This window comes from Acidovorax sp. Root70 (genome assembly GCF_001428225.1).
Taxonomy (GTDB): domain Bacteria; phylum Pseudomonadota; class Gammaproteobacteria; order Burkholderiales; family Burkholderiaceae_C; genus Acidovorax.
Genome location: NZ_LMHQ01000028.1, coordinates 169,201 through 194,764 on the forward strand (window position 1 = coordinate 169,201; position 25,564 = coordinate 194,764).

25 protein-coding genes are annotated in these 25,564 nt (G+C 67.2%); 22 read left to right on the forward strand and 3 right to left on the reverse strand.

Translation table 11 applies throughout. The features are described 5' to 3' along the window. Window positions 1-88 precede the first annotated feature (88 nt). From ASD94_RS15395 to ASD94_RS15495, 21 genes are all read left to right on the forward strand, one after another. The gene (locus ASD94_RS15395; protein ID WP_056644455.1) at window positions 89-961 is read left to right on the forward strand and encodes a branched-chain amino acid ABC transporter permease; all 873 of its coding nucleotides are present in this window, start codon (window positions 89-91) and stop codon (window positions 959-961) included. Next, on the forward strand, window positions 958-1,929 hold the full coding sequence (locus tag ASD94_RS15400) for a branched-chain amino acid ABC transporter permease (RefSeq protein ID WP_056644457.1): 972 nt from the start codon (window positions 958-960) through the stop codon (window positions 1,927-1,929). The genes ASD94_RS15395 and ASD94_RS15400 overlap by 4 nt, the downstream gene beginning before the upstream one ends. Then, window positions 1,919-2,680 (forward strand): ABC transporter ATP-binding protein, encoded by a 762-nt coding sequence (locus ASD94_RS15405; protein WP_056644460.1) that lies wholly within the window; start codon window positions 1,919-1,921, stop codon window positions 2,678-2,680. The genes ASD94_RS15400 and ASD94_RS15405 overlap by 11 nt, the downstream gene beginning before the upstream one ends. After that, on the forward strand, window positions 2,677-3,393 hold the full coding sequence (locus tag ASD94_RS15410; protein ID WP_056644463.1) for an ABC transporter ATP-binding protein: 717 nt from the start codon (window positions 2,677-2,679) through the stop codon (window positions 3,391-3,393). The genes ASD94_RS15405 and ASD94_RS15410 overlap by 4 nt, the downstream gene beginning before the upstream one ends. Window positions 3,394-3,460: 67 nt before the next feature. Next, a complete protein-coding gene (locus ASD94_RS15415; protein WP_056644466.1) occupies window positions 3,461-4,426 on the forward strand; it encodes a tripartite tricarboxylate transporter substrate binding protein in 966 nt (321 codons plus the stop codon). Beyond that, the gene (locus tag ASD94_RS15420; protein ID WP_056644469.1) at window positions 4,423-5,709 is read left to right on the forward strand and encodes a 3-isopropylmalate dehydratase large subunit; all 1,287 of its coding nucleotides are present in this window, start codon (window positions 4,423-4,425) and stop codon (window positions 5,707-5,709) included. Before ASD94_RS15415 ends, ASD94_RS15420 begins: the two co-directional genes overlap by 4 nt. After that, on the forward strand, window positions 5,706-6,206 hold the full coding sequence (locus ASD94_RS15425; protein WP_056644472.1) for a 3-isopropylmalate dehydratase: 501 nt from the start codon (window positions 5,706-5,708) through the stop codon (window positions 6,204-6,206). The genes ASD94_RS15420 and ASD94_RS15425 overlap by 4 nt, the downstream gene beginning before the upstream one ends. Next, window positions 6,199-7,911, forward strand: coding sequence for a hydantoinase B/oxoprolinase family protein (locus ASD94_RS15430; protein ID WP_235510682.1), 1,713 nt, complete (start codon window positions 6,199-6,201; stop codon window positions 7,909-7,911). The genes ASD94_RS15425 and ASD94_RS15430 overlap by 8 nt, the downstream gene beginning before the upstream one ends. Continuing rightward, entirely contained in the window at window positions 7,908-9,992 is a 2,085-nt protein-coding gene (locus ASD94_RS15435; RefSeq protein WP_056644475.1) for a hydantoinase/oxoprolinase family protein, read from the forward strand. Before ASD94_RS15430 ends, ASD94_RS15435 begins: the two co-directional genes overlap by 4 nt. Then, window positions 9,989-10,636 (forward strand): cysteine hydrolase family protein, encoded by a 648-nt coding sequence (locus tag ASD94_RS15440; protein WP_056644476.1) that lies wholly within the window; start codon window positions 9,989-9,991, stop codon window positions 10,634-10,636. The genes ASD94_RS15435 and ASD94_RS15440 overlap by 4 nt, the downstream gene beginning before the upstream one ends. A gap of 8 nt (window positions 10,637-10,644) precedes the next feature. After that, a complete protein-coding gene (locus ASD94_RS15445; RefSeq protein ID WP_056644479.1) occupies window positions 10,645-12,060 on the forward strand; it encodes an FAD-dependent oxidoreductase in 1,416 nt (471 codons plus the stop codon). A gap of 4 nt (window positions 12,061-12,064) precedes the next feature. Beyond that, a complete protein-coding gene (locus ASD94_RS15450) occupies window positions 12,065-12,928 on the forward strand; it encodes an oxaloacetate decarboxylase (RefSeq protein WP_056644482.1) in 864 nt (287 codons plus the stop codon). 204 nt (window positions 12,929-13,132) lie between these two features. Then, a complete protein-coding gene (gene msrA, locus ASD94_RS15455; protein ID WP_156391446.1) occupies window positions 13,133-13,675 on the forward strand; it encodes a peptide-methionine (S)-S-oxide reductase MsrA in 543 nt (180 codons plus the stop codon). Window positions 13,676-13,877: 202 nt separating this feature from the next. Then, window positions 13,878-14,303 carry a Fur family transcriptional regulator gene (locus ASD94_RS15460; protein ID WP_056644488.1) on the forward strand — a complete coding sequence of 142 codons (426 nt, stop codon included), beginning with the start codon at window positions 13,878-13,880 and terminating at the stop codon, window positions 14,301-14,303. Next, the gene (locus ASD94_RS15465; RefSeq protein WP_056644491.1) at window positions 14,300-14,983 is read left to right on the forward strand and encodes an ABC transporter ATP-binding protein; all 684 of its coding nucleotides are present in this window, start codon (window positions 14,300-14,302) and stop codon (window positions 14,981-14,983) included. Before ASD94_RS15460 ends, ASD94_RS15465 begins: the two co-directional genes overlap by 4 nt. After that, window positions 14,980-16,218 carry an FtsX-like permease family protein gene (locus ASD94_RS15470; RefSeq protein WP_056644494.1) on the forward strand — a complete coding sequence of 413 codons (1,239 nt, stop codon included), beginning with the start codon at window positions 14,980-14,982 and terminating at the stop codon, window positions 16,216-16,218. The genes ASD94_RS15465 and ASD94_RS15470 overlap by 4 nt, the downstream gene beginning before the upstream one ends. A 65-nt stretch (window positions 16,219-16,283) precedes the next feature. Then, entirely contained in the window at window positions 16,284-16,535 is a 252-nt protein-coding gene (locus ASD94_RS15475) for a hypothetical protein (RefSeq protein ID WP_056644497.1), read from the forward strand. A 42-nt stretch (window positions 16,536-16,577) separates the two neighbouring features. Continuing rightward, window positions 16,578-17,207: a DUF3299 domain-containing protein gene (locus ASD94_RS15480; protein ID WP_056644500.1), complete on the forward strand. Its 630-nt coding sequence runs from the start codon at window positions 16,578-16,580 to the stop codon at window positions 17,205-17,207. Between the two features lie 57 nt (window positions 17,208-17,264). Beyond that, a complete protein-coding gene (locus tag ASD94_RS15485) occupies window positions 17,265-17,726 on the forward strand; it encodes a hypothetical protein (RefSeq protein WP_082576894.1) in 462 nt (153 codons plus the stop codon). A gap of 311 nt (window positions 17,727-18,037) precedes the next feature. Then, window positions 18,038-20,155 (forward strand): TonB-dependent receptor domain-containing protein, encoded by a 2,118-nt coding sequence (locus ASD94_RS15490; protein ID WP_056645070.1) that lies wholly within the window; start codon window positions 18,038-18,040, stop codon window positions 20,153-20,155. Window positions 20,156-20,430: 275 nt separating this feature from the next. Then, a complete protein-coding gene (locus ASD94_RS15495) occupies window positions 20,431-22,053 on the forward strand; it encodes a sensor domain-containing diguanylate cyclase (protein WP_056644503.1) in 1,623 nt (540 codons plus the stop codon). 63 nt (window positions 22,054-22,116) lie between these two features. On the opposite strand, the gene modC is transcribed toward ASD94_RS15495, so the two are convergent. From modC to modA, 3 genes are read right to left on the reverse strand one after another with little or no spacing between them, the layout of a single operon-like run. Next, complete coding sequence (gene modC, locus ASD94_RS15500; RefSeq protein WP_056644506.1) at window positions 22,117-23,205, reverse strand: molybdenum ABC transporter ATP-binding protein; 1,089 nt, start codon at window positions 23,203-23,205, stop codon at window positions 22,117-22,119. Beyond that, window positions 23,202-23,885 (reverse strand): molybdate ABC transporter permease subunit, encoded by a 684-nt coding sequence (gene modB, locus ASD94_RS15505; protein ID WP_056644509.1) that lies wholly within the window; start codon window positions 23,883-23,885, stop codon window positions 23,202-23,204. Before modB ends, modC begins: the two co-directional genes overlap by 4 nt. A 38-nt stretch (window positions 23,886-23,923) precedes the next feature. Next, window positions 23,924-24,691, reverse strand: a complete 768-nt coding sequence (modA, locus tag ASD94_RS15510) for a molybdate ABC transporter substrate-binding protein (protein ID WP_056644512.1) — start codon at window positions 24,689-24,691, stop codon at window positions 23,924-23,926. Between the two features lie 95 nt (window positions 24,692-24,786). Between modA and ASD94_RS15515 the strand changes: the two genes are divergently transcribed. Next, complete coding sequence (locus ASD94_RS15515) at window positions 24,787-25,539, forward strand: TOBE domain-containing protein (RefSeq protein ID WP_056644514.1); 753 nt, start codon at window positions 24,787-24,789, stop codon at window positions 25,537-25,539. Window positions 25,540-25,564: the final 25 nt, after the last annotated feature.

Here is a 25,564-nt window from a genome sequence, read left to right on the forward strand (position 1 = left end):
ACTTTTCAGCCCTGATCGCAGGGGCTGCGGGGCGCCTCGCACCGAGGCGCCAGGCCGCGCCTTTGTCTGATTAGCGCCCATTCCCTCCATGTTCGACCTCAGCATCCTCTTTCCGTCGGTCCTCAACGGCCTGACCACGGGCGCGGTGTATGCCCTCATCGCGCTCGGGCTCACGTTGATCTACGGCGTGCTGCACATCATCAACTTCGCGCACGGTGCGTCGCTGATGCTGGCGCTGTACGCGGTGTACCTGCTCAAGCAGCACTTCGGGCTCGACCCCTATCTGGCGCTGCCCATCCTGGTCCCTGGCATGTTCGCCCTGGGTTATGCGCTGCAGCGCCTGGTCATCAACCGCGCCAGCCACGGCAAGGACGAAAACATCCTGCTCGTCACGCTGGGCATTTCCATCGTGATGGAAAACCTCGCGCTGCTGTTCTTCAAATCCGATACGCGCACCATCGAGACGGCCTACACCCTCACCACCGTGGCGGTGGGGCCCGCCATGATCGCCTTGCCCAAGCTGGTCGCTTTTGCTGGTGCGCTGGTGGTGTCGGCCGTGCTGCTGTGGATCGTGGGCCGCACCGACTTGGGCCGCGCCATCCGCGCGGTGGCCAAGGAGAAGCACGGTGCCAAGCTCATGGGCATCAATGTGGACCATGTGTATGCCATGAGCTTTGGGATTGGTCTGGCCTGCCTGGGTGCTGCCGCCTGCTTTCTGCTGCCAGCGTATTACGTGAACCCGCAGGTGGGTAGCGGCTTTGTGCTGGTGGCGTTCACCATCGTGGTGCTGGGCGGCATGGGCAGCTTTACCGGCGCGCTGGTGGGTGGTCTGCTGATCGGCGTGGTGGAGTCGCTGGGCGGCCTGTACCTGGGTGAATCGCTGGGCCAAATCGGCATTTTTGCCATCTTTATCGCCGTGTTGCTGTTCCGCCCGCAGGGCTTGTTTGGAGCCAAGGCATGAAGCAGCTTGCAAGCATTGGATTGTTTGCCGTCGTCGTGGCGGCCATCGCGGCGTTTTCCGACTCCGGCGTGTTGCTCAACTTCGTGATGATGTCGCTCTACGCGGCGCTGCTGGCGCAGGCGTGGAACATCCTCGGGGGCTTTGGCGGTCAGTTCTCGTTCGGGCACGCACTGTTCTTCGGAACGGGCGCCTACATACAGGCCATTGCCCAGATGCAAGGGGGCATCAATCCCTGGATTGCATTGCCCATGGCGGTGGCTGGCAGCGCGCTGGTGGGGCTGTTCGTGGGCGGGCTGTCGTTCCGTTACGGACTCAAGGGCTCGTACTTTGCGCTGGTCACGCTGGCTTTTGCCGAGGTGTTTCGCATCCTGGCGCTGTCGGTGCCGTTCACCGGCGCAGGTGTGGGGCTGATGCTGCCGCTCAAGGAGTCGCTCTCCAACATGCAGTTCGGATCGCGCAAGGGTTTTGTCTTCCTGATCCTGGCGCTGGTCACACTGGCGCTGCTGGTCAGCTGGTGGCTCAAGAACTCGCGCTTTGGTGCCTGGCTGCAGGCCGTGCGCGACAACGAAGACGCAGCGCGCGCCATCGGCGTCAATCCCTTCGGCGTGAAGATGGGCGCCATTGCCCTGTCGGGCGGCTTCATGGGGGCAGCCGGGGCGTTCTATGTGCAGGTGTTCCAGTACATCGACCCAGGCATTGCCTACGGTTCGGTCACGTCGGTGGAGGCCCTGGTGGCGGCCATCGTGGGTGGCATTGGCACCGTCTGGGGCCCTGTGCTGGGTGCGCTGGTGCTGCACATCCTGGCCGACGTCACGCGCAACCTGTTTGGCCAGTTGCCCGGCATCAACATGGTGATTTACGGCGTGGTGCTGGTGCTCATCGTGATGTTCCTGCCCCGTGGCATTGCGGGCATCGGGCAGTCGGTGGTGGCGGTGTGGAAACGTTCGGGAGGCCGCCATGGCGAATGACCTGTTGCAGCTCAACGGGCTGAGCAAATCCTTCGGCGGCCTGAAAGCCGTGCAAAACGTGAGCCTGTCGGTGCCAGAAGGTTCGCTGACCGCCCTGATCGGTCCCAACGGCGCGGGCAAGACGACGCTCTTTGCACTGATGTCAGGTTTTGTACGGCCCGACACAGGCACCGTGCGCTTTGCGGGCCAAGACATCACGGGCCAGGCCCCGCACCTCAACGCCCGGCTGGGCATGACGCGCACCTTCCAGATCGTGCAGCCTTTCGCAGCGCAGACCGTGCGCGAAAACATTGCCGTGGGCGCGCACCTCAAAGAGCCCAGCCGCCGTGCCGCGCTGGGGCTGGCGAGCGACGTGGCGGCCCGCGTAGGCCTGGCCCCGCAGCTGGACAAACCTGCGGCCGACCTCACGGTGGCCGGCCGCAAGCGCCTGGAGCTGGCGCGCGCCCTGGCCACCCGGCCGCGCCTGCTGCTGCTCGATGAAGTGCTGGCTGGCCTCAACCCCCAGGAGATTGCCGAGATGATTCCCGTGGTGCGCGGCATTGCCGATGGTGGCGTGACCGTGTTGATGATCGAACACGTCATGCAGGCGGTGATGAACTTGGCCGAGCATGTGTGGGTGCTGGCCCAGGGCCAGCTCATTGCGCAGGGCAACCCCGCGCAGGTCACCTCGGACGAGCGGGTGATCGAGGCCTACCTCGGCCACGGCACCGCCGCCCGTTTGCGCGCCGCCGCACCGCAGGAGGCCGCATGAGCACCGCCCCTTTGCTGGAGATCACCGGCCTGCGCGGCGGCTACGGCCGCGTGGAAGTGCTGCGGGGCGTAGACCTGCAGGTGCAGCCCGGCGAGACTGTGGCGCTGCTGGGCAGCAATGGCGCGGGCAAGTCCACGCTCAACAACGTGGTCTGCGGCATCTACAAGGCCTGGGCGGGCAAGGTGGCGTTTGATGGGGCCGACCTCAGCGGCGCCCACTACACCGAGGTCGTCAAGGCTGGCCTGATCCAGGTGCCCGAAGGCCGCAAGATATTCCCCAACCTGAGCGTGATGGAGAACCTGGCGCTCGGCAGCTTCACCCGGGCGCGCGAGCGCCGCGCCGAGAATATCGACAAGGTGTTCGCCACCTTCCCGCGCCTGAAGGAGCGCACCCTGCAGCTCGCCGGCACCATGAGCGGTGGCGAGCAGCAGATGCTGGCCATTGGCCGCGGAATGATGGCCGAGCCGCGCCTGCTCATCCTTGACGAGCCTTCGTTGGGCCTGTCGCCGCTGCTGGTCGAAGAGATGTTTGGCCTGATCCGACAGTTGCGCTCCACAGGGCTGGCGGTGATGCTGGTGGAGCAGAACGTGGGCCAGTCCCTCGAAATCGCCGACCGCGCCTACGTGATGGAGAACGGAAGCATCCGCTTCTCGGGTGCCCCCGCCGATCTCCTGCGCAGCGACGACCTGCGCCGCGCCTACCTGGGGCTGTGATGCCGGCACTTGCCCCGTAAGCCACCACCCCACAAGTCACAGAACTACAGGATTGGAGACACACCCCATGACTTCACGCCGTCATCTCTTGGTTGCCCTGGGCGCCACGCCCGCCCTGTGGCAGGGCCCGCTGGCGCTGGCCCAAGGTAACACCCCCATCCGCATCCTGGTGGGTGCCCCGGCCGGTGGCTCCACCGACACGCTGGCGCGCACCCTGGCCATCGAAATGAGCCGCTTGCTGGGCCGCACCGTTATTGTCGAGAACCGACCTGGCGCGGGCGGCAACATCGCAGCCGACGCGGTGGCCAAGGCCGCGCCCGATGGCAACACCCTGCTGATGAGCTTCACCAGCCATGCCATCAATGCCAGTCTGTACAAGACGCTGCCGTTCGACCCCGTCAAGGACTTCACGCCGCTGACCTGCGTGGCGACGTCGCCCTCGGTGCTGGTGGCCAACCCCGCCGTGCCCGCCAAGGATGTGCGCGAGCTGATCGCCCTGGCCAAGGCCAAGCCCGGCAAGCTCAACTTTGCGATTGGCGCCGTGGGCTCGTCCCTGCACTTGGCGGGGGACGCGTTCAAGATGCAGTCGGGTGCCTACATCGTCAACATTCCGTACCGGGGCACCGCGCCCGCGCTGCAGGATGTGCTGGCCGGGCAGGTGGAGCTGATGTTTGCCGCCGTGGGCAACGCCCAGGCGCAGATCCGCGCAGGCAAGCTCAAGGCGCTGGGGGTGACCAGTGCACAGCGCCTGCCTGCGTTTCCCGATGTGCCCGCGATTGCCGAGGTGCTGCCCGGTTATGAGTCCAGTGCCTGGTTCGGGTTGTTTGGCCCGGGGCAGATGAACCCGGAACTGGCCAAGCGCATCAGCGATGCAGCGCGCCAAGCCATCGCCTCGCCCGATGTGAAGCGGCGCCTGGAGCACGAAGGTGCCGTGCCCGTGGGCAACAGCCCCGAAGAGTTTGCGCGCTTTGTGCAGGCCGAGATTCCGCGCTGGGCCAAGGTGGTGCAGTTTTCCGGAGCCAAGCCCGAATGAGCCTCCCATCCAGCCCCCCGAGCACGCTGGCGCAGAAGCTCGTGGCCCGCGCCAGTGGCCGCGACCGCGTCACGCCGGGCGAGATCGTCAATTGCCGTGTCGATCTGGCCATGTTCCACGACTCGTCCGGCCCACGCCGGCTCAAGCCCATGCTGGAAGAGCTGGGCGCCCAGATCTGGGACAAGCGCCGCGTGGTCCTGGTGATGGACCACTACCTGCCCGAGCGCGACGACGAATCTCGCCGCATCGTGCGCATCGCCCGCGACTGGGCGCGCGAGCAGGACCTGCCCCATGTGTATGACGGCCAGGGCATCTGCCATGTGGTGGTGCCCCAGCACGGCCACATCCGCCCCGGTATGTTCTGCGTGGGCGGCGACTCGCACTCGCCCACGGGCGGAGCGTTTGGCGCCTACATGTTCGGCATTGGCAGCACCGAGATGCTGGGCGTGGTCGTCACCGGCGAGATCTGGCTGCGCGTGCCCCACACCCTGCAGATGCACTGGAGCGGCCAGCTGGCTGCAGGCGTGACCGCCAAGGACATGATGCTGCACATGATCGGCCGCTTTGGCATGAACGGTGGCCAGTACCAGGCCGTGGAATTTGCCGGTCCCGCCGTGCAGGCGCTGGGCATGCAAGAGCGCATGACCTTGTCCAACATGAGCGCGGAGTTGGGTGCCCAGACCGGGCTGATTGCCCCAGACGCCATCACGCACGACTGGCTGCGTGCAGCGGGTGTGCCTGATGCAGACCTGCAAGGACTGGAGAGCTGGCGCACGGACGAAGGCGCTGACCTGACGCGCCACACCTTCGACGCCACCACACTCACGCCCCAGGTCGCCGCCCCGCACAGCCCCGCCAACGCTGCGCCCGTGGCGCAGCATGCAGGGCAGGGCATCGACGTGGCCTACATCGGCGCCTGCACCGGCGCCAAGCTGGACGACCTGCGCGCCGCCGCCAGCGTGCTGCGTGGCCAGCGAGTGGCCGCCGGCGTGCGCCTGATGGTGGCGCCCGCCAGCCAGCGCGACCAGGTCGCTGCCCAGGCCGAAGGCGTGCTGCAGGTGCTGCAGGACGCGGGGGCCGAGCTGTTCCCCACCACCTGCGGGGCCTGCGCGGGCTATGGCGACACGGTGGGCGACGCCACCAAGGTCATCTCCAGCACGGCGCGCAACTTCAAGGGCCGCATGGGCTCGCCCACGGCGCAGGTGTATCTGGCCTCGCCCTACACGGTGGCAGCTTCGGCCCTGCGTGGCTGCATTACTGATCCCCGAGAGGTGTTGGCATGACGAGTATCCACCGCGTCTGGAAGTTGGGTGCCGACGTCGACACCGACGTGCTGGCCCCCGGCCACGCCATGAAGCACGGCATCGACGTGCTGGCACGCCACTGCCTTGAATCCGTGCGCCCCGACTTTGTGCAGGGTGTACGAAAAGGTGATGTGATCGTGGCCGGGCCCAACTTCGGCATTGGCTCGTCGCGCGAGCAGGCGGCTGCCGTGCTGGTGCGCCTGGGCGTGGCGGCGGTAATTGCGCCGTCGTTCAGTGGCCTTTACTTTCGCAACGCGTTCAACCTGGGCCTGCTGCTGCTGACCTGCCCCGAGGCCGACGCCATCGGGGAGGAGGAGGGCATCACCCTGAACGAACAAACACCTTCGGTCACCACCGCCCTGGGGCGTGTGCTGGCCTGCGACCCGATTCCCCCGTTTCTTTTGGACATGGTGCGCGCCGGTGGGCTGATGAACCAGCTGCGCGCCCGCTTTGGCAAGGAGCCCCTGCATGGCTGAACACACCCCCAACCCGCCGCCCATGGACCCAGTCATGGACCCGGTCACCTTGGCCGTGCTGCGCGGGCGGCTGGAACAGATCGCTGACGAGATGGACGCCACGCTGTACCGCAGCGCGTTCAATCCCATCATTGCCGAGGCGCATGACGCCTGCCACGGTCTGTACGACGCCACCACCGGCGACACGCTGGTGCAGGGCAAGTCCGGCCTGCCGGTGTTTGTGGGTGCCATGGCGTTTGCCGTGCGTGCGGCCATGCGGGCGGCGGGCGAGCGCGGCGGCATCACGGCGGGGGATACCTGGCTGTTCAACGACCCCTACGAGGGCGGCACCCACGCCAACGACTTCAAGCTGGTGCGCCCGTTCTTCCGCAACGGGCAGCTGTTCTGCTTCTTGGCATCGGCCGCGCACTGGCACGACGTCGGCGGCAACGTGCCCGGCAACTACAACCCGGCCGCCACCGAGTGCTGGCAAGAGGCGGTGCAGATTCCGCCCGTGCGCATCGTGCGGGGCGGCGTGTTCGACGACGACGTGCTCGCCATCCTCAAGGCCAACACCCGCCTGCCTGACAGCCTGTGGGGCGACCTGAACGGCCAGCTGGCCGCGTTGGACCTGGGCGAGCGCCGCCTGCACGACCTGCTGGACCAGTACGGCGATGCCCAGGTGCAGCAGGCCATGGGCGAGTTGCGCACGCGCGCTGTCAAGCTCATGCAGTCGCACATCGCGGCGCTGCCCGACGGGCGCTACAGCTTCAGCGACATCCTGGACAACGACGGCGTGAAGGACGAGCCGCTGACCATTGCGCTCGACATGACGGTGCAGGGTGACCGCCTGACGCTCGACTTCTCGCGCACCTCGCCGCAGTGCGCGGGACCGGTCAACATCTCGCGCGCCACGGCCATTGCGGCCTGCTATGTAGCGCTCAAGCACCTATTTCCTGATGTACCTGCCAATGCGGGCGTGCTGGACGCGGTGGACTTTGTGCTGCCCGAGGGCCTGGTCATCAGCGCCGCGCGTCCGCGCCCCGTGGGTGGCTATACCGAGACCATCCTGCGAATGATCGATGTGATCTTCAGCGCTACCGCGCAGGCTGACCCGAAGCGCGCTATGGCCCAGGCCTACGGCACCATCAACGCGCTGTCCATCGCCGGGCTGCGCACCGATGCCGCGCGCAAGGGCCAACGCTGGGTGATGTTCAGCTTCTTCGGCGGCGGCCACGGGGGGCACAGCGATGGCGATGGTCTGAGCCACGGCAACGCGCCTATCTCCACCGCCACCATCCCGCCGCTCGAAATTCTGGAGGCGGCGTACCCCGTGCGCTTCACGCAGTGGGCGTTGCGGCCCGATTCGGGCGGCGACGGCCAGCACCGGGGCGGCCTGGGCGCTATCTATGAGATTGAGCTGCTGGAGCAGGATGCCGAGGTTTTCATCTTTGGCGAGCGTGGCAAGGCATCGCCTCAAGGCATTTCGGGTGGTAGCGCTGGTTCCATGAACGTATTCAGCTATGAAAACAATAGTGAATGGAAACAGCCACCCATGCGCTCCAAGATGATTGGCATCCGCCTGAAGCAGGGCGAGCGCGTGCGCCTGGAGACCCCTGGCGGTGGTGGCTACGGTGCCCCAGCCGCGCGGGATGCGGCAGCGCATGAGAAGGATCTGGCGATGGGCTATGTGAGTGCCTCCGCCGCATTGAAAGGCAAGGCATGAGCAGCGGCAAGGTTTCGGGCAAGGCTTTGAGCGAGGCGTCCTATGTGGTGGGCGTGGACGTGGGTGGCACCTTCACCGACCTGTTCGTGCTGGACGAGCGCGACGGCAGCGCTCGCATCGTCAAGGTGCCCAGCACCCGGGGCGAGGAGGCGCGCGGCTTCATGAATGGCGTGGCGCGTGTGGCTGACTCGGCCGGGCAGATCGCCACCATCGTGCACGGCACCACCGTGGGCACCAATGCGCTGCTGGAGCGCAAGGTAGCGCGCACCGGCATCATCACCACGCGCGGCTTTCGCGATGTGCTGGAGATGCGCCGCCGCGACCGGCCGCAGACCTGGGGCCTGCGTGGCAGCTTCGAGCCCATCGTGCCGCGCAACTTGCGGCTGGAGGTGGACGAGCGCGTGCTGGCCGATGGCACGGTGCACACACCGGTGGATGTGGAGCAGGTCAAGGCCCAGGCGCGGGCGCTGCTGGAGGCTGGCTGCGAGGCGGTCTGCGTATTCTTCATCAACACCTATGCCAACCCCGCCAACGAACAGGCCGCCGTGGCCGCCGTGCGCAGCGTGTGGCCCAACCCGCACGTGACGGCCGCCAGCGAAGTGCTGCCTGAAATCCGCGAGTTCGAGCGCTGCTCCACCGCCACGCTCAACGCATCCCTGCAACCCGTGGTGGGCAGCTACCTGGAGCGGCTGGAAGGCGACCTGCGCACCCAGGGCTTTGGCGGCGAACTGCTTATCGTGCAGAGCAACGGCGGTGTGATGTCGCGCCAGACGGCCTGCGATGTGCCGGTGCGCACCGCGCTGTCGGGCCCCGCTGCGGGCGTGATTGCCTGCGCTGCGATTGCGCGGGCGGCAGGCTTTCCCGATGTGATCACGGGCGACATGGGCGGTACCTCGTTCGACGTGTCGCTGGTGGCCAAGGGCGAGGCGGCGCTGGCTGCACAAACGGCCATTGAGTTCGGCATGGTGGTGCGCTCGCCCATGATCCAGATCGAGACCATTGGCGCGGGTGGCGGCTCCATCGCCTCGGTAGACGCCAGCGGAATGCTGCAGGTGGGCCCCGAGTCGGCAGGCAGCATTCCCGGCCCGGCCTGTTATGGCCGGGGCAATACGCGCCCCACGGTGACTGACGCCAACGTGCTGCTGGGCCGCATTGCCGCCGACCGCCCCCTGGGCGGTGGCCTGCTGGCCGCCATGGACGCACAAAAGTCGCGCGACGCCATCGAGACCCATGTCGCCAAGCCCCTGGGCCTGGATGTGATGGCTGCTGCCGAAGCCATCCTCACAGTGGCCAACGCCAAGATGGCGGGCGCCGTGCGCGTGGTGTCCATCGAGCGCGGGCACGACCCGCGCCAGTTCGCCTACATGCCCTTTGGCGGTGGCGGCGCGCTGCATGTGTGCGCCATGATGCGCGAGGTGGGCGTGGGCACGGGCATCGTGCCGCGCTACCCCGGTGTGACCTCAGCCCTGGGCTGCGTGATGGCCGACATGCGCCACGACGCGGTGCAGACGCTGAACAAGCCCTTGGCTGACCTGGATGTGGCCGACCTGCGCCAGCGCGTGGCCACACTGGCCGCCACCTGTCAGCAGCGGCTGGACTCAGCGGGCGTGAAGTTTGTGGAAGTGCAGGAGGTCATCGCGCTCGACATGCTCTACGCCGGGCAGACGCACACCATGCAGGTGCCTGTGGCGGCTGACGCGCTGAGCCACGAGGGCATCCGCGCCGCGTTCGAGGCTGCCTACCGCGCCGCCTTTGGCCGCGTGCTCGACGGCATTGCCGTGCGGGTGATGAACCTGCGCTACGCCCGTGTCGGCGTGCGCCCCAAGTTCAACCTGACGGTGCTGGCCCCGCAGACCACCACCGTGAACCCTTCGCTCGGTGTGCAGCGAGTGTTCCACGCCGGCCGCTGGTGGGACGCTGCGCGCCATGCACGCCTGGACTTGCCCGTGGGCACCCGCATCGACGGCCCGGCCATCCTGGAGCAGCCCGACACCACGGTCTGGCTGGAGCCTGGCTTCAGCGCCACGGTGGACCCGCTGGGCAATCTGCTGGTGCGGGCTGACGGGGAGGGCGCAGCATGAGCCACGGCGCACCTAATCCGAGCATCGACCCGCGCCACACCGCGCTGGTCATCATCGACCTGCAAAACGACTTTCTGGCGCCGGATGGTGCCTACGCGCGCGGCGGTGCGGTGAGCGCTGCCGCCCAGGCCTTGCCGCCCCGGGTGGCAGCGGTGGCCAAGGCGCTCAAGGCAGCGGGCGGCATGGTGGTGGGCAGCCAGTTCACACTGTGGCCCGATGCGCAGGGTGAGCCCATGGTCTCGCCCCACCTCAAGGCCTTGCGCCCGTTTCTGCGGCGCGGTGACTTTGCTCCTGGCAGCACGGGCCAGGCCCATGTGGCCGAGATCGCGCCGTGGGTGGACGTGTCGGTGTGCAAAGTGGCGTATTCGGCCTTCTTCAACACCCAGCTTGACTGGGTGCTGCGCCGCGCGGGCATCACCACCGTGGCCGTGTGCGGCATCGTCACCAACGGAGGCGTGGCCAGCACGGTGCGCGATGCGCACATGCGCGACTACCAGACGCTGGTGCTGTCTGACGGGTGCGCGGCCTTCAGGCAGGAAGTGCACGACACCTCGCTGGCCGACATGGCCAACGTGGCCCAGGTGCTGACCTGTGCCGACTTTACGGCCGCCGTGATTGCCGCTGTTGCGGCCCCTTCCGCATGAATGCGCCAATGACCACGCCCCGCATCTGCCATGCCGAGCACTTACCCGGCACCGTGGCGCAAGACGCCCATGTGCCGGTGCTCATCGTGGGCGGCGGTGCCTGCGGCCTCACGGCGGCGCTGATGCTGCACGACGCCGGTGTGGACTGCGCCGTGCTGGAGCGCGACGCCACGCCGCTGGGCTCCTTGGCCCTGTCATCCGGCTTTATCCCTGCGCCCGGCACGCAGGCGCAGCGCGCGGCGGGCATTGACGACGACAGCCCGGAGCGATTTGCCGCCGACATCAGCGCCAAGGCCAAGGGCAGGGCGGCGCCCCATTTGGTCGAGGCCTATGCCCAGGCCATAGGCCCGGCGCTGGACGCACTGCAAACGCGCCACGGCCTGCAGTGGCAGGTGCTCGATGGATTCTTGTACCCCGGCCACAGCGTGCGCCGCATGCACGCCACGCCCGAGAAGACCGGCGTGGGCCTGATGGGCCGCCTGGCCAACGCGGTGACGGCGGCGGACATTCCCCTCATTACCGAAGCCACCGTGCGCGAGCTGTGGGTCAACGCCCGGCAGCGCGTGATCGGCGTGGGCTACGAGCGGCCCGACGGCACGCTGGAGCACCTGGCCTGCGACGCACTCATCCTGGCCTGCAACGGCTTTGGCGGTAACCCGGCCATGGTGCGCGAGCTGTTGCCCGAAATGCGCGATGCCCTGTTTGCCGGACACACCGGCAACGACGGCAGCGCCATCGCCTGGGGCCAGGCGCTGGGCGCCCGGCTGGCCGACCTGGGCGGCTACCAGGGCCACGGCTCCTGGGCCATTCCGCAGGGCGCGCTGATTTCGTGGGCGCTGATGATGGAAGGTGGCATCCAGGTCAATGCGCTGGGCGAGCGCTTTCACGACGAGACACAGGGCTATTCCGAGGCCTCGGTGCATGTGCTGGCGCAGCCGGGCGGCGTGGCGTGGAACGTGTTCGATGCGCCCATCCTCGCACTGGCGCGCGGCTTTCCGGACTTTGTGGATGCCGAGGCGGCAGGTGCTGTCAAGCACTGCGAGAGCGTGCAGGCGCTGGCGGCTGTGATTGGTTGTGAAGAATCAAAATTGATAGCTACTCTCGCAAGCCTGACGGGCGGTAGCGGCCAAAATGATGCAAATCACCGCACTTTTACCCGTCCATTGCAGGCGCCGTTTTGCGCCGTCAAGGTGACTGGCGCGCTCTTCCACACCCAAGGCGGGCTGGACATCGACGCCCAGTGCCGCGTGCTCAGGCAGCACGGCCAGCCATTTCCCAATCTGCTGGCTGCAGGCGGTGCCGCGCGGGGCGTGTCGGGCGACGCGGTGTGGGGCTATCTCTCCGGCAACGGCCTGCTCAGCGCCGTGGCCGGTGGCTACATCGCTGCGCACACGGCCGCTGATCTGACCCGCCAGAAAGTTTGAAGACATGACCCCTTCATCGTTGAAAGAACGCCTTCACCAGCCCCGCGCCATCCTGGCCCCCGGCGTGTACGACGCCCTGAGCGCCCTGGTGGCCGAGCAGGCGGGCTTCGAGGCGCTGTACCTCTCGGGCGCCTCCATTGCTTACACGCGCCTGGGCCGCTCCGACGTGGGCCTGACCACCTTCACCGAGGTGGAAGACACCCTGGCCCGCATCACCGAGCGTGTGCGCACGCCCGTCATCGTCGACGCCGACACCGGCTTTGGCAATGCGCTCAACACCCAGCGCACCGTGCGCGGCTTTGAGCGCGCGGGCGCGGCCATGATCCAGATTGAGGACCAGGGCTTTCCCAAGCGCTGCGGGCACCTGGACGGCAAGACGGTGGTGCCTGTAGGCGAGATGTGCGGCAAGCTCAAGGCCGCGCTGGATGCGCGCCGCAGCGCCCACACGCTGATCCTGGCCCGTACCGACGCGCTGGCCGTCGAGGGCATGGACGCCGCCTTCGACCGCGCCGAGGCGTACCTGGAATGTGGCGTGGACGCGCTCTTCATCGAGGCCCTGCGCACCCCTGAGCAAATGGACGCAGCCTGCCAGCGCTTTGCCCACCGTATCCCGCTGCTGGCCAACATGGTCGAGGGCGGCAAGACACCGATCCAGAGCGCGGCCGAACTGCAGCAGCGCGGCTTTCGCATCGTGATCTTCCCGGGCGGCACAGCCCGTGCGGTGGCGCACACGCTGCAGGGCTACTACGCCAGCCTGCACACGCACCAGACCACCGCGCCGTTCAAGGACCGGATGATGGACTTTGACGGCTTGAATGCGCTGATCGGCACGCCCGAGCTGATGGCCCAAGGCCGCCAGTACGAGTAAATTCCGCTTCTAAATCATCCGTGTCGTTGTTGCTTCGCCTTGCCGTGCTACAGCACTGTCTGCGGCTTCGCGCCTAGACACGAATGATTTGGAAACGGAATAGCCGCCAAGCCGCACAGACCCAATGCCCCCGCCCGCACTGCGGCGGGTGAGGGCGCGTACCATGCCGCCAACGTTCCTCCCCCGAACTGCATGGAGACCCACATGGCCCACAACCCACAAACCATCACCCTCGGCGGCGGCTGCTTCTGGTGCACCGAAGCCGTTTTCGACCGCGTGCGCGGCATCACCGACGTGGAAAGCGGCTACACCAACGGCCACACCATCAACCCCACCTACGAGCAGATCTGCCAGGGCGACACCGGCCACGCCGAGGTGGTGCGCCTCACGTTCGACGCCGACGAAATCAGTCTGGAAGAAATCCTGGAAATCTTCTTCCACACCCACGACCCGACCACCCTCAACCGCCAGGGCAACGATGTGGGCACGCAGTACCGCAGCGGCATCTACTACGACAACCCCGAGCACGGCGAGATCGCCAATGCCATGATCCGCCAGATGTCGCAAGACAAGCTGTTTGGCGCGCCCATCACTACCGAGGTGAAGCCACTGCAGAACTACAGTACGGCCGAGGCTTACCACCAGGACTACTTTGCGAACCACCCCAATGCGGGGTACTGCGCATTTGTGGTGGGGCCGAAGGTGGAGAAGTTCAGGAAGACGTTTGCGCGGTATTTGAAGGGCTGACGCTGCGGCCCCTCTAGCCGCCAGCGCTGCGGCGTCCGGGTCTTGATCTCTGGGTTCACCGATGGGTGGGTGGGTAAGTTCGCACGGAATGAGGCTTTGGGCGGGCATAATGCAACCCGCTTGCGTTATGCGCAATTCACCCGCACCACCCATGTCCCTCCCGTCTCCTCAACGTCTCCAGCCTTGGTCGCTGCCATCCGGCATGCGTGCCACCCGCGCCACGCGGGCGTTGGCGGCGGTGTACGCGGCACGGCCTGACGCGGCCCTGTCCGAGCCCGAGGTCGAGGCTGCCTTAGCTGCAGCGGGCGTTGCCGTCAACAAAGTCACCGTCTACCGCATGCTCGACCGTTTTGCCGCCGCCGGGCTGCTGCACAAGCAGGTGGATGCCGCCCGCGTGACGCGGTATGCGCTGGCCCCGCAGGGGGAGGAGGGCGCCGCACCGCGCTTTGAATGTGACGACTGCCATCGCCAGTTCCGCCTTTCGCAGGGTTCGGCCAAGGTGCAAAAGGCCCTCCAGCAGGTGCTGCAGGCGCTGGCCACCGCAGGGCATGAGAGTCTGGCGGTAGACGTTGCCGTGCACGGACGCTGTGCCGACTGTGCGCACCCGGCCGAGGGTGCCGCCGCATGATCCGCACCCGGGGGCTTTCCTACACCTATGCCGCAGGCGGTGCGGCGCCGCTGCGGTTTCCGGATGTGGACCTGCGCCAGGGCGGCACGCTGCTGCTGCGCGGGCGCTCGGGCACCGGCAAATCCACCTGGCTGGCCCTGATGGCGGGGCTGCGCGGTGCCAGCGGGGGCGACCTGTTTGTGGCGGGCACCCAGCTGGGCACGCAGCGCGGGGCGGAGATCGATGCTTGGCGCGCCCGCAACATCGGCTTTTTGCCGCAGAAGCTGTACCTCAGCAGCGCTCTCACCGTGGCCGACAACTTGGCGCTGGCTTACTTTGCGGCCGGGCTGCCGCGCGACGATGCGGCCATCCACCGCGCACTCAACCAAGTGGGAGTGGCCGAACTGGCCGAGCGCAGGCCGCACCAGCTTTCGGGCGGGCAAGCGCAGCGCGTGGCACTGGCGCGGGCCGTCCTTCTGGCGCCGCAAGTGCTGCTGGCCGATGAGCCCACGGCCAGCCTGGACGATGAGGCGGCGGCCGATGCGCTGGCCCTGCTGCAGCACAGCGCCGAAGCCTGCGATGCCAGCCTGGTGATTGCCACGCATGACCAGCGTGTGGTGTCCGCCCTGGCGGGTGTCCAGACCCTCAATTTGAATGAAATCGGCACGGAGCGCCGGTTGAATATGCCTGAGCAGCTATGAATTCAGGAGTATTCAAGCTCGCCCGCCTGTCCTGGCGCTACCTCTGGTCCCGCCCGCTGGCGGCCGTGCTCAACCTGCTGGTGCTCACGCTGGGCCTGGCCGCCATCACGCTGGTGCTGCTGGTGGCTACGCAGCTCGACAAGGCGTTCGAGCGCGACCTTGCAGGCATCGACCTGGTGGTGGGCGCCAAGGGCAGCCCGCTGCAACTCATCCTGGCGGGCGTGTTCCACATCGACGTGCCCACGGGCAACATCCCGCTGCAAGAGGTGCAGGCGCTGAAAAAGAACCCGCTGGTGGCACAGGTGATCCCGCTCAGCCTGGGCGACAGCTACCAGGGCTTTCGCATTGTGGGCACCACGCCAGACTACGTGGCGCACTACGAGGCCACGCTGGCCGAAGGCGCGCTGTGGCAGCAGCCCATGGACGCGGTGCTGGGCGCCAGCGTGGCGCGCGGCATTGTCCAAGCCAGCCACCGAGGCGCGCCGCTGGTCGGCGCCACCTTCATCGGCAGCCACGGCTTGGGTGGAGGAGGGCATGCCCATGGTGACCACCCCTACCGCGTGAGCGGCGTGCTCGCGCCTTGCGGCTGTGTGCTGGACCGCCTGATCCTGACCAGCACCGAATCCGTCTGGATGGTGCACGAGACCGCCACGGCCAACGATGCCGAAGACCTGGAAATCCTGAAGGAGGAGCGCGAGGTGACCGTGGCCCTGGTGCGCTACCGGACGCCCATGGCCGCCATCACGTTGCCGCGCCTGATTAACGGCGGCACATCGATGCAGGCGGCCGCTCCCGCCATCGAAGTCACGCGCCTGCTGCGCTTGCTGGGCGTGGGCGCCGACGTGCTGCGTGCCTTTGGCGGCGTGCTGCTGGCCGTGGCCGCGCTCAGTGTGTTCATCGCCTTGTGGAATGCCGTGCGCGAGCGCCGCGCTGACCTGGCCATGCTGCGCATGCTGGGTGCGCCGCCGGGCCGCGTGGCAGGGTTGGTGCTGTGGGAGGCGCTGTGGCTGGCCGCGCTCGCGTCCATGCTGGGGCTGCTGCTGGGCCACGGGCTGGCGCAGGCCATGGGTTGGGCTTTGCAGGCGCAAGGGTTGCTGCCGGTGACAGGCTGGATCTGGCTGCCCGCCGAAGCCGGTGTGCCGCTGCTGGCTGCAGGCGTGGCGGCGCTGGCCGCGCTGCTGCCGGCCATGCAGGCCTACCGGACCGATGTGGCCGACTTGCTCAGCCAGCCATGACCGTCCCGTTGAACACCCCCGTTTTTGTTTGACCCAGTTCTCTGAATCACCTGGAAGGACCCACCATGAAGCACCTCATCTCCGCGCTCGCCCTGGCCCCCATGCTCCTCGTTGGTGCACTGGCCCACGCCCAAGCCCACAACGACAAGGACACCCAGGAAGACATCGCCCGCCACCGTGCCATGGCTGCCGCGCACGAGGCGGCTGCCAAGTGCCTGGAGTCCGGCAAAAGCCACGACCAGTGCCAGAAAGATTTGCAGGCTGCGTGCCGGAACCTGGCCATCGGAAAATACTGCGGCATGAAGCACGCGCACTGAGCGCCTGTTTGTTTTGAAGCTTGTTCGCCCGGAGTCCCCGCCATGTCCTGCACCTTGAACCCCTTGCCCGTCACCGGCCAGATGGCTCGCCTGGCTTGTATTGCCGCCGCGTTGGCAGTGGCAGGCGGTGCACATGCGCTGCAAGGCGGTGCCACCAAGCCCGCGCCGGGCGCTTTTGAGCGCGCCAAAGAAGGCGCGGCCGCAGCACCGGTGCTGTCGTCGCCCCTGCCTGCGGGCGCGGGCACTGCGGTGCCTGCGGGGTCGGGCGCGGGGTATCACAGCCCCAACAGCCCGATTGCGCCGCTGCCGCAGCGCAACGATGTGGTGCCCTGGTCGGTGCTGACCGACCTGAGCAAGAAAACCACCAAGGACGGCATCCTGCCCGTGTTCAACGACGCCCAGAAGGGCATGGACAAGACCACGCAGCGCATCCAGGGCTTCATGGTGCCGCTGGACGCCAAGCCGACGCAGACGCACTTCATCCTTACCTCCGTGCCGCTGACCTGCTCGTTCTGCACACCGGGCGGGCCGGAGAGCATGGTCGAGGTCAAGGCCAAGACGCCCGTGCGCTATTCGCTGGAGCCCGTGGTGGTGGAGGGCAAGTTCACCGTGCTGCCCAATGACCCCTATGGCCTGTACTACCGCGTGGTGGACGCGGTGCCGGTGAAATAATCCACGGCTTTTGGCGCTGCCGCTTCTGCCGCAATCCTTTTCCCTTTCGTTCCTGACGTGACCCGCTCGCTTCTTCGTCCCCCGTACCTGCCGTCTGCCGCCCTGCGCAGCGCGGTGGTGCGGCGCGTGGCGTTGGCGTGGCTGCTGCTGGCCCTGGTGGTTGTGCCCACGCTGGGGCGGCTGCACCAGGTGGTGCACGGGGGCGCGCTGGACCAGGCCCATGCCGGGCTGCTGGCCGCGCCGTCGTCGCTGCCCGGGCAGCAGGCATGGAGCCCTAACGCCACGGCGCAACCTGCTGCTGCACCTGGCCACAGTCTGTGGCTGCCGTATCTGCTGGCCCACCACGCGCCGGTGGACTGCCTGTTGCTCGACCAGCTGGCGCTGGGCGACGCATTGCATGCCGCCCCGCTGGCGCTGCATGCGGCTGATGCGCCACTGCCGCCCGCCGTGCGCGTGGCAGGGCGGGCGAGCACACCCCACATTGCGCTGTTCCACGCGCGCGGCCCGCCGGTCGCCTGACGCGCAGCGCACCTCCAGCCCCACCTTCTCAGTCGGCGTACCCGCTGTGTGCCTTGCAGGGCAACGCGGCGGTGTTGTGCCTGCTGGCGCGGGGCGCGGTCTGCAGGCCGCAATACGCAGGTTGAGCTGGCGGCTGCCAGCGGCCGTACCACGGCGCGTCCATCATTACTCCTGTTTTCATAGCTACAGGCGCATATTTCACTTGCGCTTGCAGCGGTTTTATTCATCAACTCGCGCCCGGGGCGCGGGTCGGCATGCGCAGGCGCGTTGGCACAGCCAGCGCCGCGCATGCCTTGTTGCAGGCCACCACCATGACCCACACCTTTTCTACCCACCGATTTACTTCCCGCCGCGCACGTCCGGCCCTCCACCCCGTGGCCTTGGCAACCCTGCTGGCGCTGTCGGGCACCAGCGTTGCTACCTATGCACAGAGCGCACTGGCGCCCGCTGCGGCAGCGGATGCCGCACCCAGCCTGCCCCCTGTCACCGTGTCGGCCAGCGGCCTGCAACTGGGCGCCAGCGACATGACCACCCCCGCCACCGTGCTGGAAGGCGATGAACTGGTGCGGCGCCGCGAGGCCACGCTGGGCGAAACGCTGAACAGCGAGCCCGGCATCACCAGCAGCCACTTTGGCGCGGGTGCCAGCCGCCCCATCATCCGCGGCATGGACGGCCCGCGCGTCAAGGTGCTGAGCGATGGCGCCGAGCTGCACGACGCCTCCACCATCAGCCCCGACCACGCCGTGGTGTCCGAGCCGCTGCTGGCCACGCAGATCGAGGTGCTGCGCGGCCCCTCTGCCCTGGTCTATGGCAACGGCGCCGTGGGCGGCGTGGTCAACGTGCTGGACGGCAAGGTGCCCACCGCCATTCCGCAAAAGGGCTACGAAGGCAGTGCCGAGCTGCGCGCCAACTCGGTGGCGGGCGAAGGTGCAGGGGCCTTTTCGCTGACTGGTGGCGCGGGCAACTTGGCCGTGCATGTTGAGGGTGTGGCGCGGGATGTGGGCGACTACCGCGTGGGCAAGGGCTGGTCGGGCGGCAGCAAGGTGCTGGGCAGCTTCAACCGCACCGACACTGGCAGCGTGGGCCTGTCGTGGGTGGGCGACCAGGGCTACCTGGGGGCCGCTTACACCCGCCAGACCGCCAAATATGGCCTGCCTGGCCACAACCACAGCTTTGACGGCTGCCACACCCATGGCGACCACCTGCATTGCGGCGCCCATGCAGACGACGAAGCCGACGGCCATGACCACGACCATGATGCTGCGGCAGGCGATGTGCCGGTGGTGGACTTGCGCAGCGAACGCTTTGATGTCAGGGGCGAGCTGCGCAACCCGTTTGCGGGCTTCTCGGCCCTGCGGCTGCGGGCGGGTGTCACCGATTACAAACATGACGAGGTCGAAGACGGTGCCATCAGCACGACCTTCAAGAACAAGGCCTACGACACGCGCGTGGAACTGCAGCACGAGCCCATCGGCGGCTTCAAGGGCGTGATCGGCCTGCAGACCTCGCAGCGCAAGTTCAGCGCCGAGGGCGAGGAGGCCTATGTGCAGCCCACCGTGACCCGCAAGACAGGCCTCTTCGTGTTGGAGGAATACCGCTGGAACGACTGGCGCTTTGAAGCCGCCCTGCGCCACGACCGCCAGACGGCCGAGGCCCAGACCAGCGGCATCGAGCGCAGCCACAACGGCACGTCGGCATCGCTGGGCGCGGTGTGGAAGTTCACGCCCGGCTACCAGGTGGGCACATCGTTCACCCGCGCCAGCCGCGCCCCGTCGGCCGAAGAGCTGTACGCCCAGGGCCTGCACATGGCCACCAGCACTTACGAACGCGGCAATGCCGACCTGCGCTCCGAAATCTCGCAGAACATCGATGTGAGCCTGAAGAAGACGAGTGGCGACACCACCTTTGGCGTGAGCGTGTTCCGCAACCGCATCAACAACTACATCTACGGCCGCACCCTGGACGAGCTGGATGGGCTGCAGCTGCTGCAGTACAGCCAGGCCGACGCCACCTTCACCGGCATTGAAGGCCAGGTGCGTCAGCGCCTCACGCGCAATCTGGGCATCACGCTGTTTGGCGACACCGTGCGCGCCAAGCTGGACGGTGGCGGCCTGCTGCCGCGCATCCCGGCCACCCGCGCCGGAGTGCGGCTGGACGCCAACTGGCAGGCGTGGGAAGGGCAGGTGGAATGGGTGCAGGTGGCCCGCCAGAACCGCGTGGCCGACTTTGAAACCGCCACGCCCGGCTACGGCATGCTGAACCTGGGCGTGAGCTACAACGGCCAGTTCAGCAGCGGCACGCCCTGGCAGGTGTACCTGAAGGCCAACAACCCGACGGACCGCCTGGCCTATGTACACACCTCGTTCATCAAGACCGCTGCGCCGCTGATGGGCCGCAACATCACGCTGGGGGTGAAGGTGGCGTTCTGACGGGCGATGCCGTTGCGATGTGAGTGAGTGAGTGAGCCAGCGGCGGTGGAGGTTGTTGCTGGCTTGCACGCGGCCAAGCCCCAAACTATCGAAGCCAAGGAGAACTGGGTTCGATCAGTGAAGGCGACGCTGCTGTGGTCATCGTGATCGCGCACGCCCGATTCTGGAATAGGATTGGCACCGCAGCGGGTAACCCAAAGCCGGGCTGCGCGACACACCAAGGACTTGCTCAACGCGGCCCTGCATGTATCTGACCCGTTTTGCGATATCCCTGCATGCCCACCACTCCCACGCCATCCGCGAACCTGCTGCAACTGCTCCCTGAAGCGGTGGTGCAGACCGATGCGCTGTGGGAGATCACTTATCTGAACCCGGCGTGGCACAAGCTCACCGGCCATCCAGTGGAGGCCGCGCTCGGCCGGTCTTTGCTGGAGTTCGTGCATCCCGACGACATCGGCACCATGCGCTCGGGCATGCCGGTGTTCCGCTTGCGCTTCGCCGACGCGGACTACCGCTGGGTGCGTCTGCAGTTCCACCCCGAGACAGATGCGGCGGAGCGGGTGATCAGCCGCCAGGGTGTCCTGATCGAGATCACCGAGGTCACCGAGCAGGTGCTGGTGGAGGTGCGCCAGCGCTTTCTGCGCTTGCTGGAAACCATTGACGGCGTGGTGTGGGAAGCTGAAATCGGCGTGGGCAACACCTTTCTGAGCCCGCAGGTCGAACGCTTGTTCGGCTACTCCGTCGAGGAGTGGCGGGCCGACCCGGGCTTCTGGCGGGCGCATGTGCATCCCGATGATCTGGAGGAGGCCCTGTGCATCGACGATGCGGCCTACAACGCCACATACAGCCATGCCTACGAGATGAGCTACCGGCTGATTGCCAAGTCGGGCAAGGTCGTCTGGGTGCGAGATCTGTGCCGCGCAGTGGTCGAGCCGGGCCGGCCGAACCGCATGATCGGCCTGATGATCGACGTTACCCAGGAGAAGAACACCGAGCTTGAGTTGCTGCGCTCCGAAAACCGCTATTCGCTGGCGACCCGCGGGTCCAATGACGGCATCTGGTATTGGGACTTGCGCACGGACACCCTGCATGTGTCGGGGCGCTTTCTCCAGATCGTCGGGCTGGGTAACCGCGATCATGTGTATGAGGGCGGCTGGCGCTTTCTGGAGCAACTCATCGACCGCGAGGATCGCGCCCGCGTACAGGAGGCCTACCGCAGGCACCTGTCCGGAAGCAGCGCGAATTTTTCGGTGGACTTCCGCGCGTTCCACGGAGCGGGACGGCTGGTATGGGTCAATTGGCGCGGACTCGCCGAGTTCGAAGAGGGCGTTGCGGTGCGCATGGCAGGCTCGTTGAGCGATCTGGCCGAGCGCGGCAGCTCCTACGACGCGCTGACCAACTTGCCCGGCCGGCCGCTGTTCCACGACCGCCTTGCGCAACTGATCGCGCTGCACCAGATTGAGGCGGAGAACGGTGATGGCGTACCGACGCGCGGTGGAGCCACGATGTTCGCCGTGCTGCTGCTGGACCTCAACGGGTTCAAGGCGGTCAACGACTGCTACGGACACCATGTGGGAGACCAGCTACTGCAGCAGGTGGCGCGGCGGCTCGAATCCTGCGTGCGAGCGGTGGATCTGGTCGCGCGCATGAGTGGCGACGAGTTCAATGTGCTGTTGGAGTCGATTGATCTCGCTGAAGCCAGCCAACGCGCCCAGCAGATCGCGGCCGCGCTTGCTGCGCCCTATGTGATTGGCGAACACACCGTGATCAGTGGCGCGAGTATCGGGTTGGTCAGCAGCGCATCCAGGCTTGCAACCGTCGACGACTACCTGCGCGCGGCAGACACTGCCATGTACCGGGCCAAAAGTCAGTCATTGGGCGTGTGCGTGACCCAATAAGGCGTCGTGGCCACGCCTAGCGAGGGCGTGCTGATTCGGGCTGCAGGGCCGCAAGCGGCTGGCTCAAGGAACAATCGCCACCGATTTGACCTGGGCCCACACCGTGCTGCCGGGTGCCACGCCCAGCGCGTGCAGGGACCGGTGGGTGACCCGCGCCAGCAAAAATGACTCGCCACAGCGCAGCCGCACCAGCGCCTGCGAAGGGTGTGCGTCGGGCGCTATGGAGTCGATCACGCAGGGCAGGTGGTTCTGGATGCTGGTCTGCATGGGCTCCTGCACCGTCAGGCTCACATCGCGGGCCAGCACCCGCAGCCGCACCGACTGGCCCACGGGCAGGCCGCTGTCGCGCAACCACATGGCGCCACCTGCAAAGCCCACGCGCGCCAGATGCCAGGCCGTGTCCCGCTCCAGCACCTGGCCGCGCAGCAGTGCGCCCGCGTCGTCGCCCAGCACCACCGGCAGTTGTACGGACGACAGCACCTGGTCCACCGGCCCGGCGGCCTTCACCCGGCCTCCGTCCAGCACTACCAGGTGGTCGGCCAGCCGCGCCAGTTCGTCGGCAGAGTGCGTGACATACAGCATGGGAATGTGCAGCTCATCGCGCAGGCGCTCCAGCCAGGGCATGATTTCCTGGCGCCGCGCCAGGTCAAGGGCGGCCATGGGTTCGTCCAGCAGCAGCAGGCGGGGCGAGGTTGCCAGGGCGCGGGCAATGGCCACCCGCTGGCGCTCGCCGCCCGACAGCTGGCCCGGCCGGCGCTGCAGCAGGCGGCCGATGCCCAGCAGCTCGATGGCGGCCTGCAGCGTGGCCTCGGCCTGCGCAGACCGGGCGCGATTCAGGCCATACCGCAGGTTGCCCAGCACGTTGAGGTGCTCGAACAAGCTGGCCTCCTGGAACACATAGCCCAGCGCCCGCTGGTGCGTGGGCAGAAACACCTGGGCAGCATCGTCTTGCCACACCTCGCCGGCCACGGCCACCAGGCCAGGGCGTGCGCGCTCCAGCCCCGCCACACAGCGCAGCACGCTGGTTTTGCCCGAGCCCGATGTGCCGAACAACACCGTGATACCGCTACCGGGCAGGTGCAAGTCCACATTCAGTTCAAAGTCGGCACGCGGCAGCGCGAGCCGGATGCACAGGTCGCCGGGCGCACTCATGGCAGCACCCGCGAGCCACGGTTCTTGAGCAGCGCCAGACACAACAGCACCACGAACGAGAACAGCACCATGCCGCCCGCCAGCCAGTGCGCCTGGGCGTATTCCATGGCTTCCACATGGCCGTAGATCTGGGTGGAGACCACCCGCGTCTTGCCCGGGATGTTGCCGCCGATCATCAGCACCACGCCAAACTCGCCCACCGTGTGGGCAAAACTCAGGATGGCTGCGGTGAGCAGGCCGGTGCGGGCCTGCGGCAGCGCTACCGTGAAAAACGCATCCAGCGGGCTGGCCCGCAGTGTGGCAGCCACCTCCATCGGGCGGCGGCCCATCGATTCGAAGGCATGCTGCAGCGGCTGCACCGCAAATGGCATCGAAAACACCACCGAGCCAATCACCAACCCCGTAAAAGTGAACGAAAGCAGGCCCCAGCCCATGGCCTGTGTGAACTGCCCCAGCGGCCCGGCGGGCCCCATGGCCACCAGCAGGTAAAAGCCAAGCACCGAGGGAGGCAACACCAGCGGCAGGGTCACAAAGGCGCCCACCGGCCCCTTCCACCAGGACTGCGTTTGCGACAGCCACCACGCCAGTGGCGTGGCGATCAGCAGCAGTACGAGGGTGGTGAGGGTGGCGAGCTGCAGGGTCAGCCAGACGGCTTGCAGTGCTTCAGGGCCCAGGGGCATGGAGGAAAACGGCGGTGGCGGGGATGGGTGTGAGTATCTCAGTGCTCGTAGCCATAGCCACGGATCACCGCCTGCGCCTTGTCACCCTTGAGGTATTGCAGCAACGCGGCCGCCGCGGCGTTGCCCTGGCCCTTGTTGAGCAGCACGGCGTCCTGGCGCAAAGGGGAGTAGAGCGTTGCAGGCACTGCCCACACCGAGCCCTCCACCAGGCGGCCATCGGCCATCACCTGCGACAGGGCGACAAAACCGAGCTGGGCATTCTGGGTGGCGACGAACTGGTGGGTCTGGGCAATGTTCTCGCCCTGCACAAACTTGGGCCGCAGGGTGTTCAGCACGCCCAGATGGGTCATCACTTCCACTGCGGCAGCACCGTAGGGGGCGAGCTTGGGGTCGGCTACCGCGATCTTGTCGAAGGTGCCGGATTTGAGCACCTGGCCCTGCGCATCCACCAGGCCGGGCTGCTTGCTCCACAGGGCCAGCTTGCCAATGGCGTAGGTAAAGCGGCTGGCATCGACCGCCAGGCCTTCCTTGGCGAGCTTGGCCGGGGTTTCGTCGTCGGCGGACAGCAGCACGTCAAACGGCGCGCCGTTCTTGATCTGCGCATAGAACCGCCCGGTGGAGCCAAAAGCCAGCGTGGCCTTGTGGCCGGTGTCCTGCTCGAACAGGCGGGCAATTTTTTGCATCGGGGCCGTGAAGTTGGCCGCCACGGCCACCGACACCTCGCCCGCATGGGCCGAAACCGCCACCGTCAAGCATGCAGCCAGGGACAACAGGAAACGCTTCACAACAACCTCGCTATTCTTCATTGGAATAGCGGGACTGTAGCATGGCCGCTGCTTCGCTATTCCACTGATGAACAGCGGTACCGCAAACGCCGGCACTGCGCAGTTAACATGCCCGCATGAGCAATTCTTCCCTGCCACTGGCCGATGTGCTGGGCCACGAGGCCACGGACAAACGCATCGACATCCTGCACCGCATCGGCGAGGTGGGCTCCATTTCCGAGGCGGCGCGGGGTGCGGGCGTGAGCTACAAGGCCGCCTGGCAGGCGCTGGAGACGCTGACCAACCTGGCCGGCGTGCCACTGGTGGAGAAAGTGGTGGGCGGCACCGGCGGCGGCGGGGCTGCACTGACCCCGGCCGGCCAGCGGGTGCTGCAAGCCGCCCACGCGCTGGCCGCCGCGCGCCTGCAGGTGCTGAGCCGACTGCACAGCGACGACGACGCAGCGACCGGCCGGGCCGCACTGGCTTTGCGCACCAGCATGCGCAACCAGTTTCCTTGCACCGTGGGCAAGGTGCGGGCCGTGGGCGGGCAGGTACGTGTGCAGCTGCTGCTGGCGGATGGGCAGGCGCTGCACGCTTCCATCACCCGGGTCAGTGCACAGTTGTTGGGTTTGAAGGCCGGGCTGGGTGTGCTGGCGCTGTGCAAGGCGACAGCGGTTCAGGTGGTCCCAGACCCGTCCAGTCTCACAGGCAATGCCATGGCCGGGGTGGTGCGGAGCGTGGCCCGGGGCGCTGCCCCGGAGGTGGTACTGCAGCTGCCCAGCGGCATCCAGCTGGTGGGCTTTGCTGCTGCAGGAGTCAAGGTTCGAACGGGCCAGCAGGCCACGGCGGTTTTTGACGAATCCAGCATCGTCATCGCTGCGACTTCTTGAGGGTTGACCGCCCTCCAGCGCATTT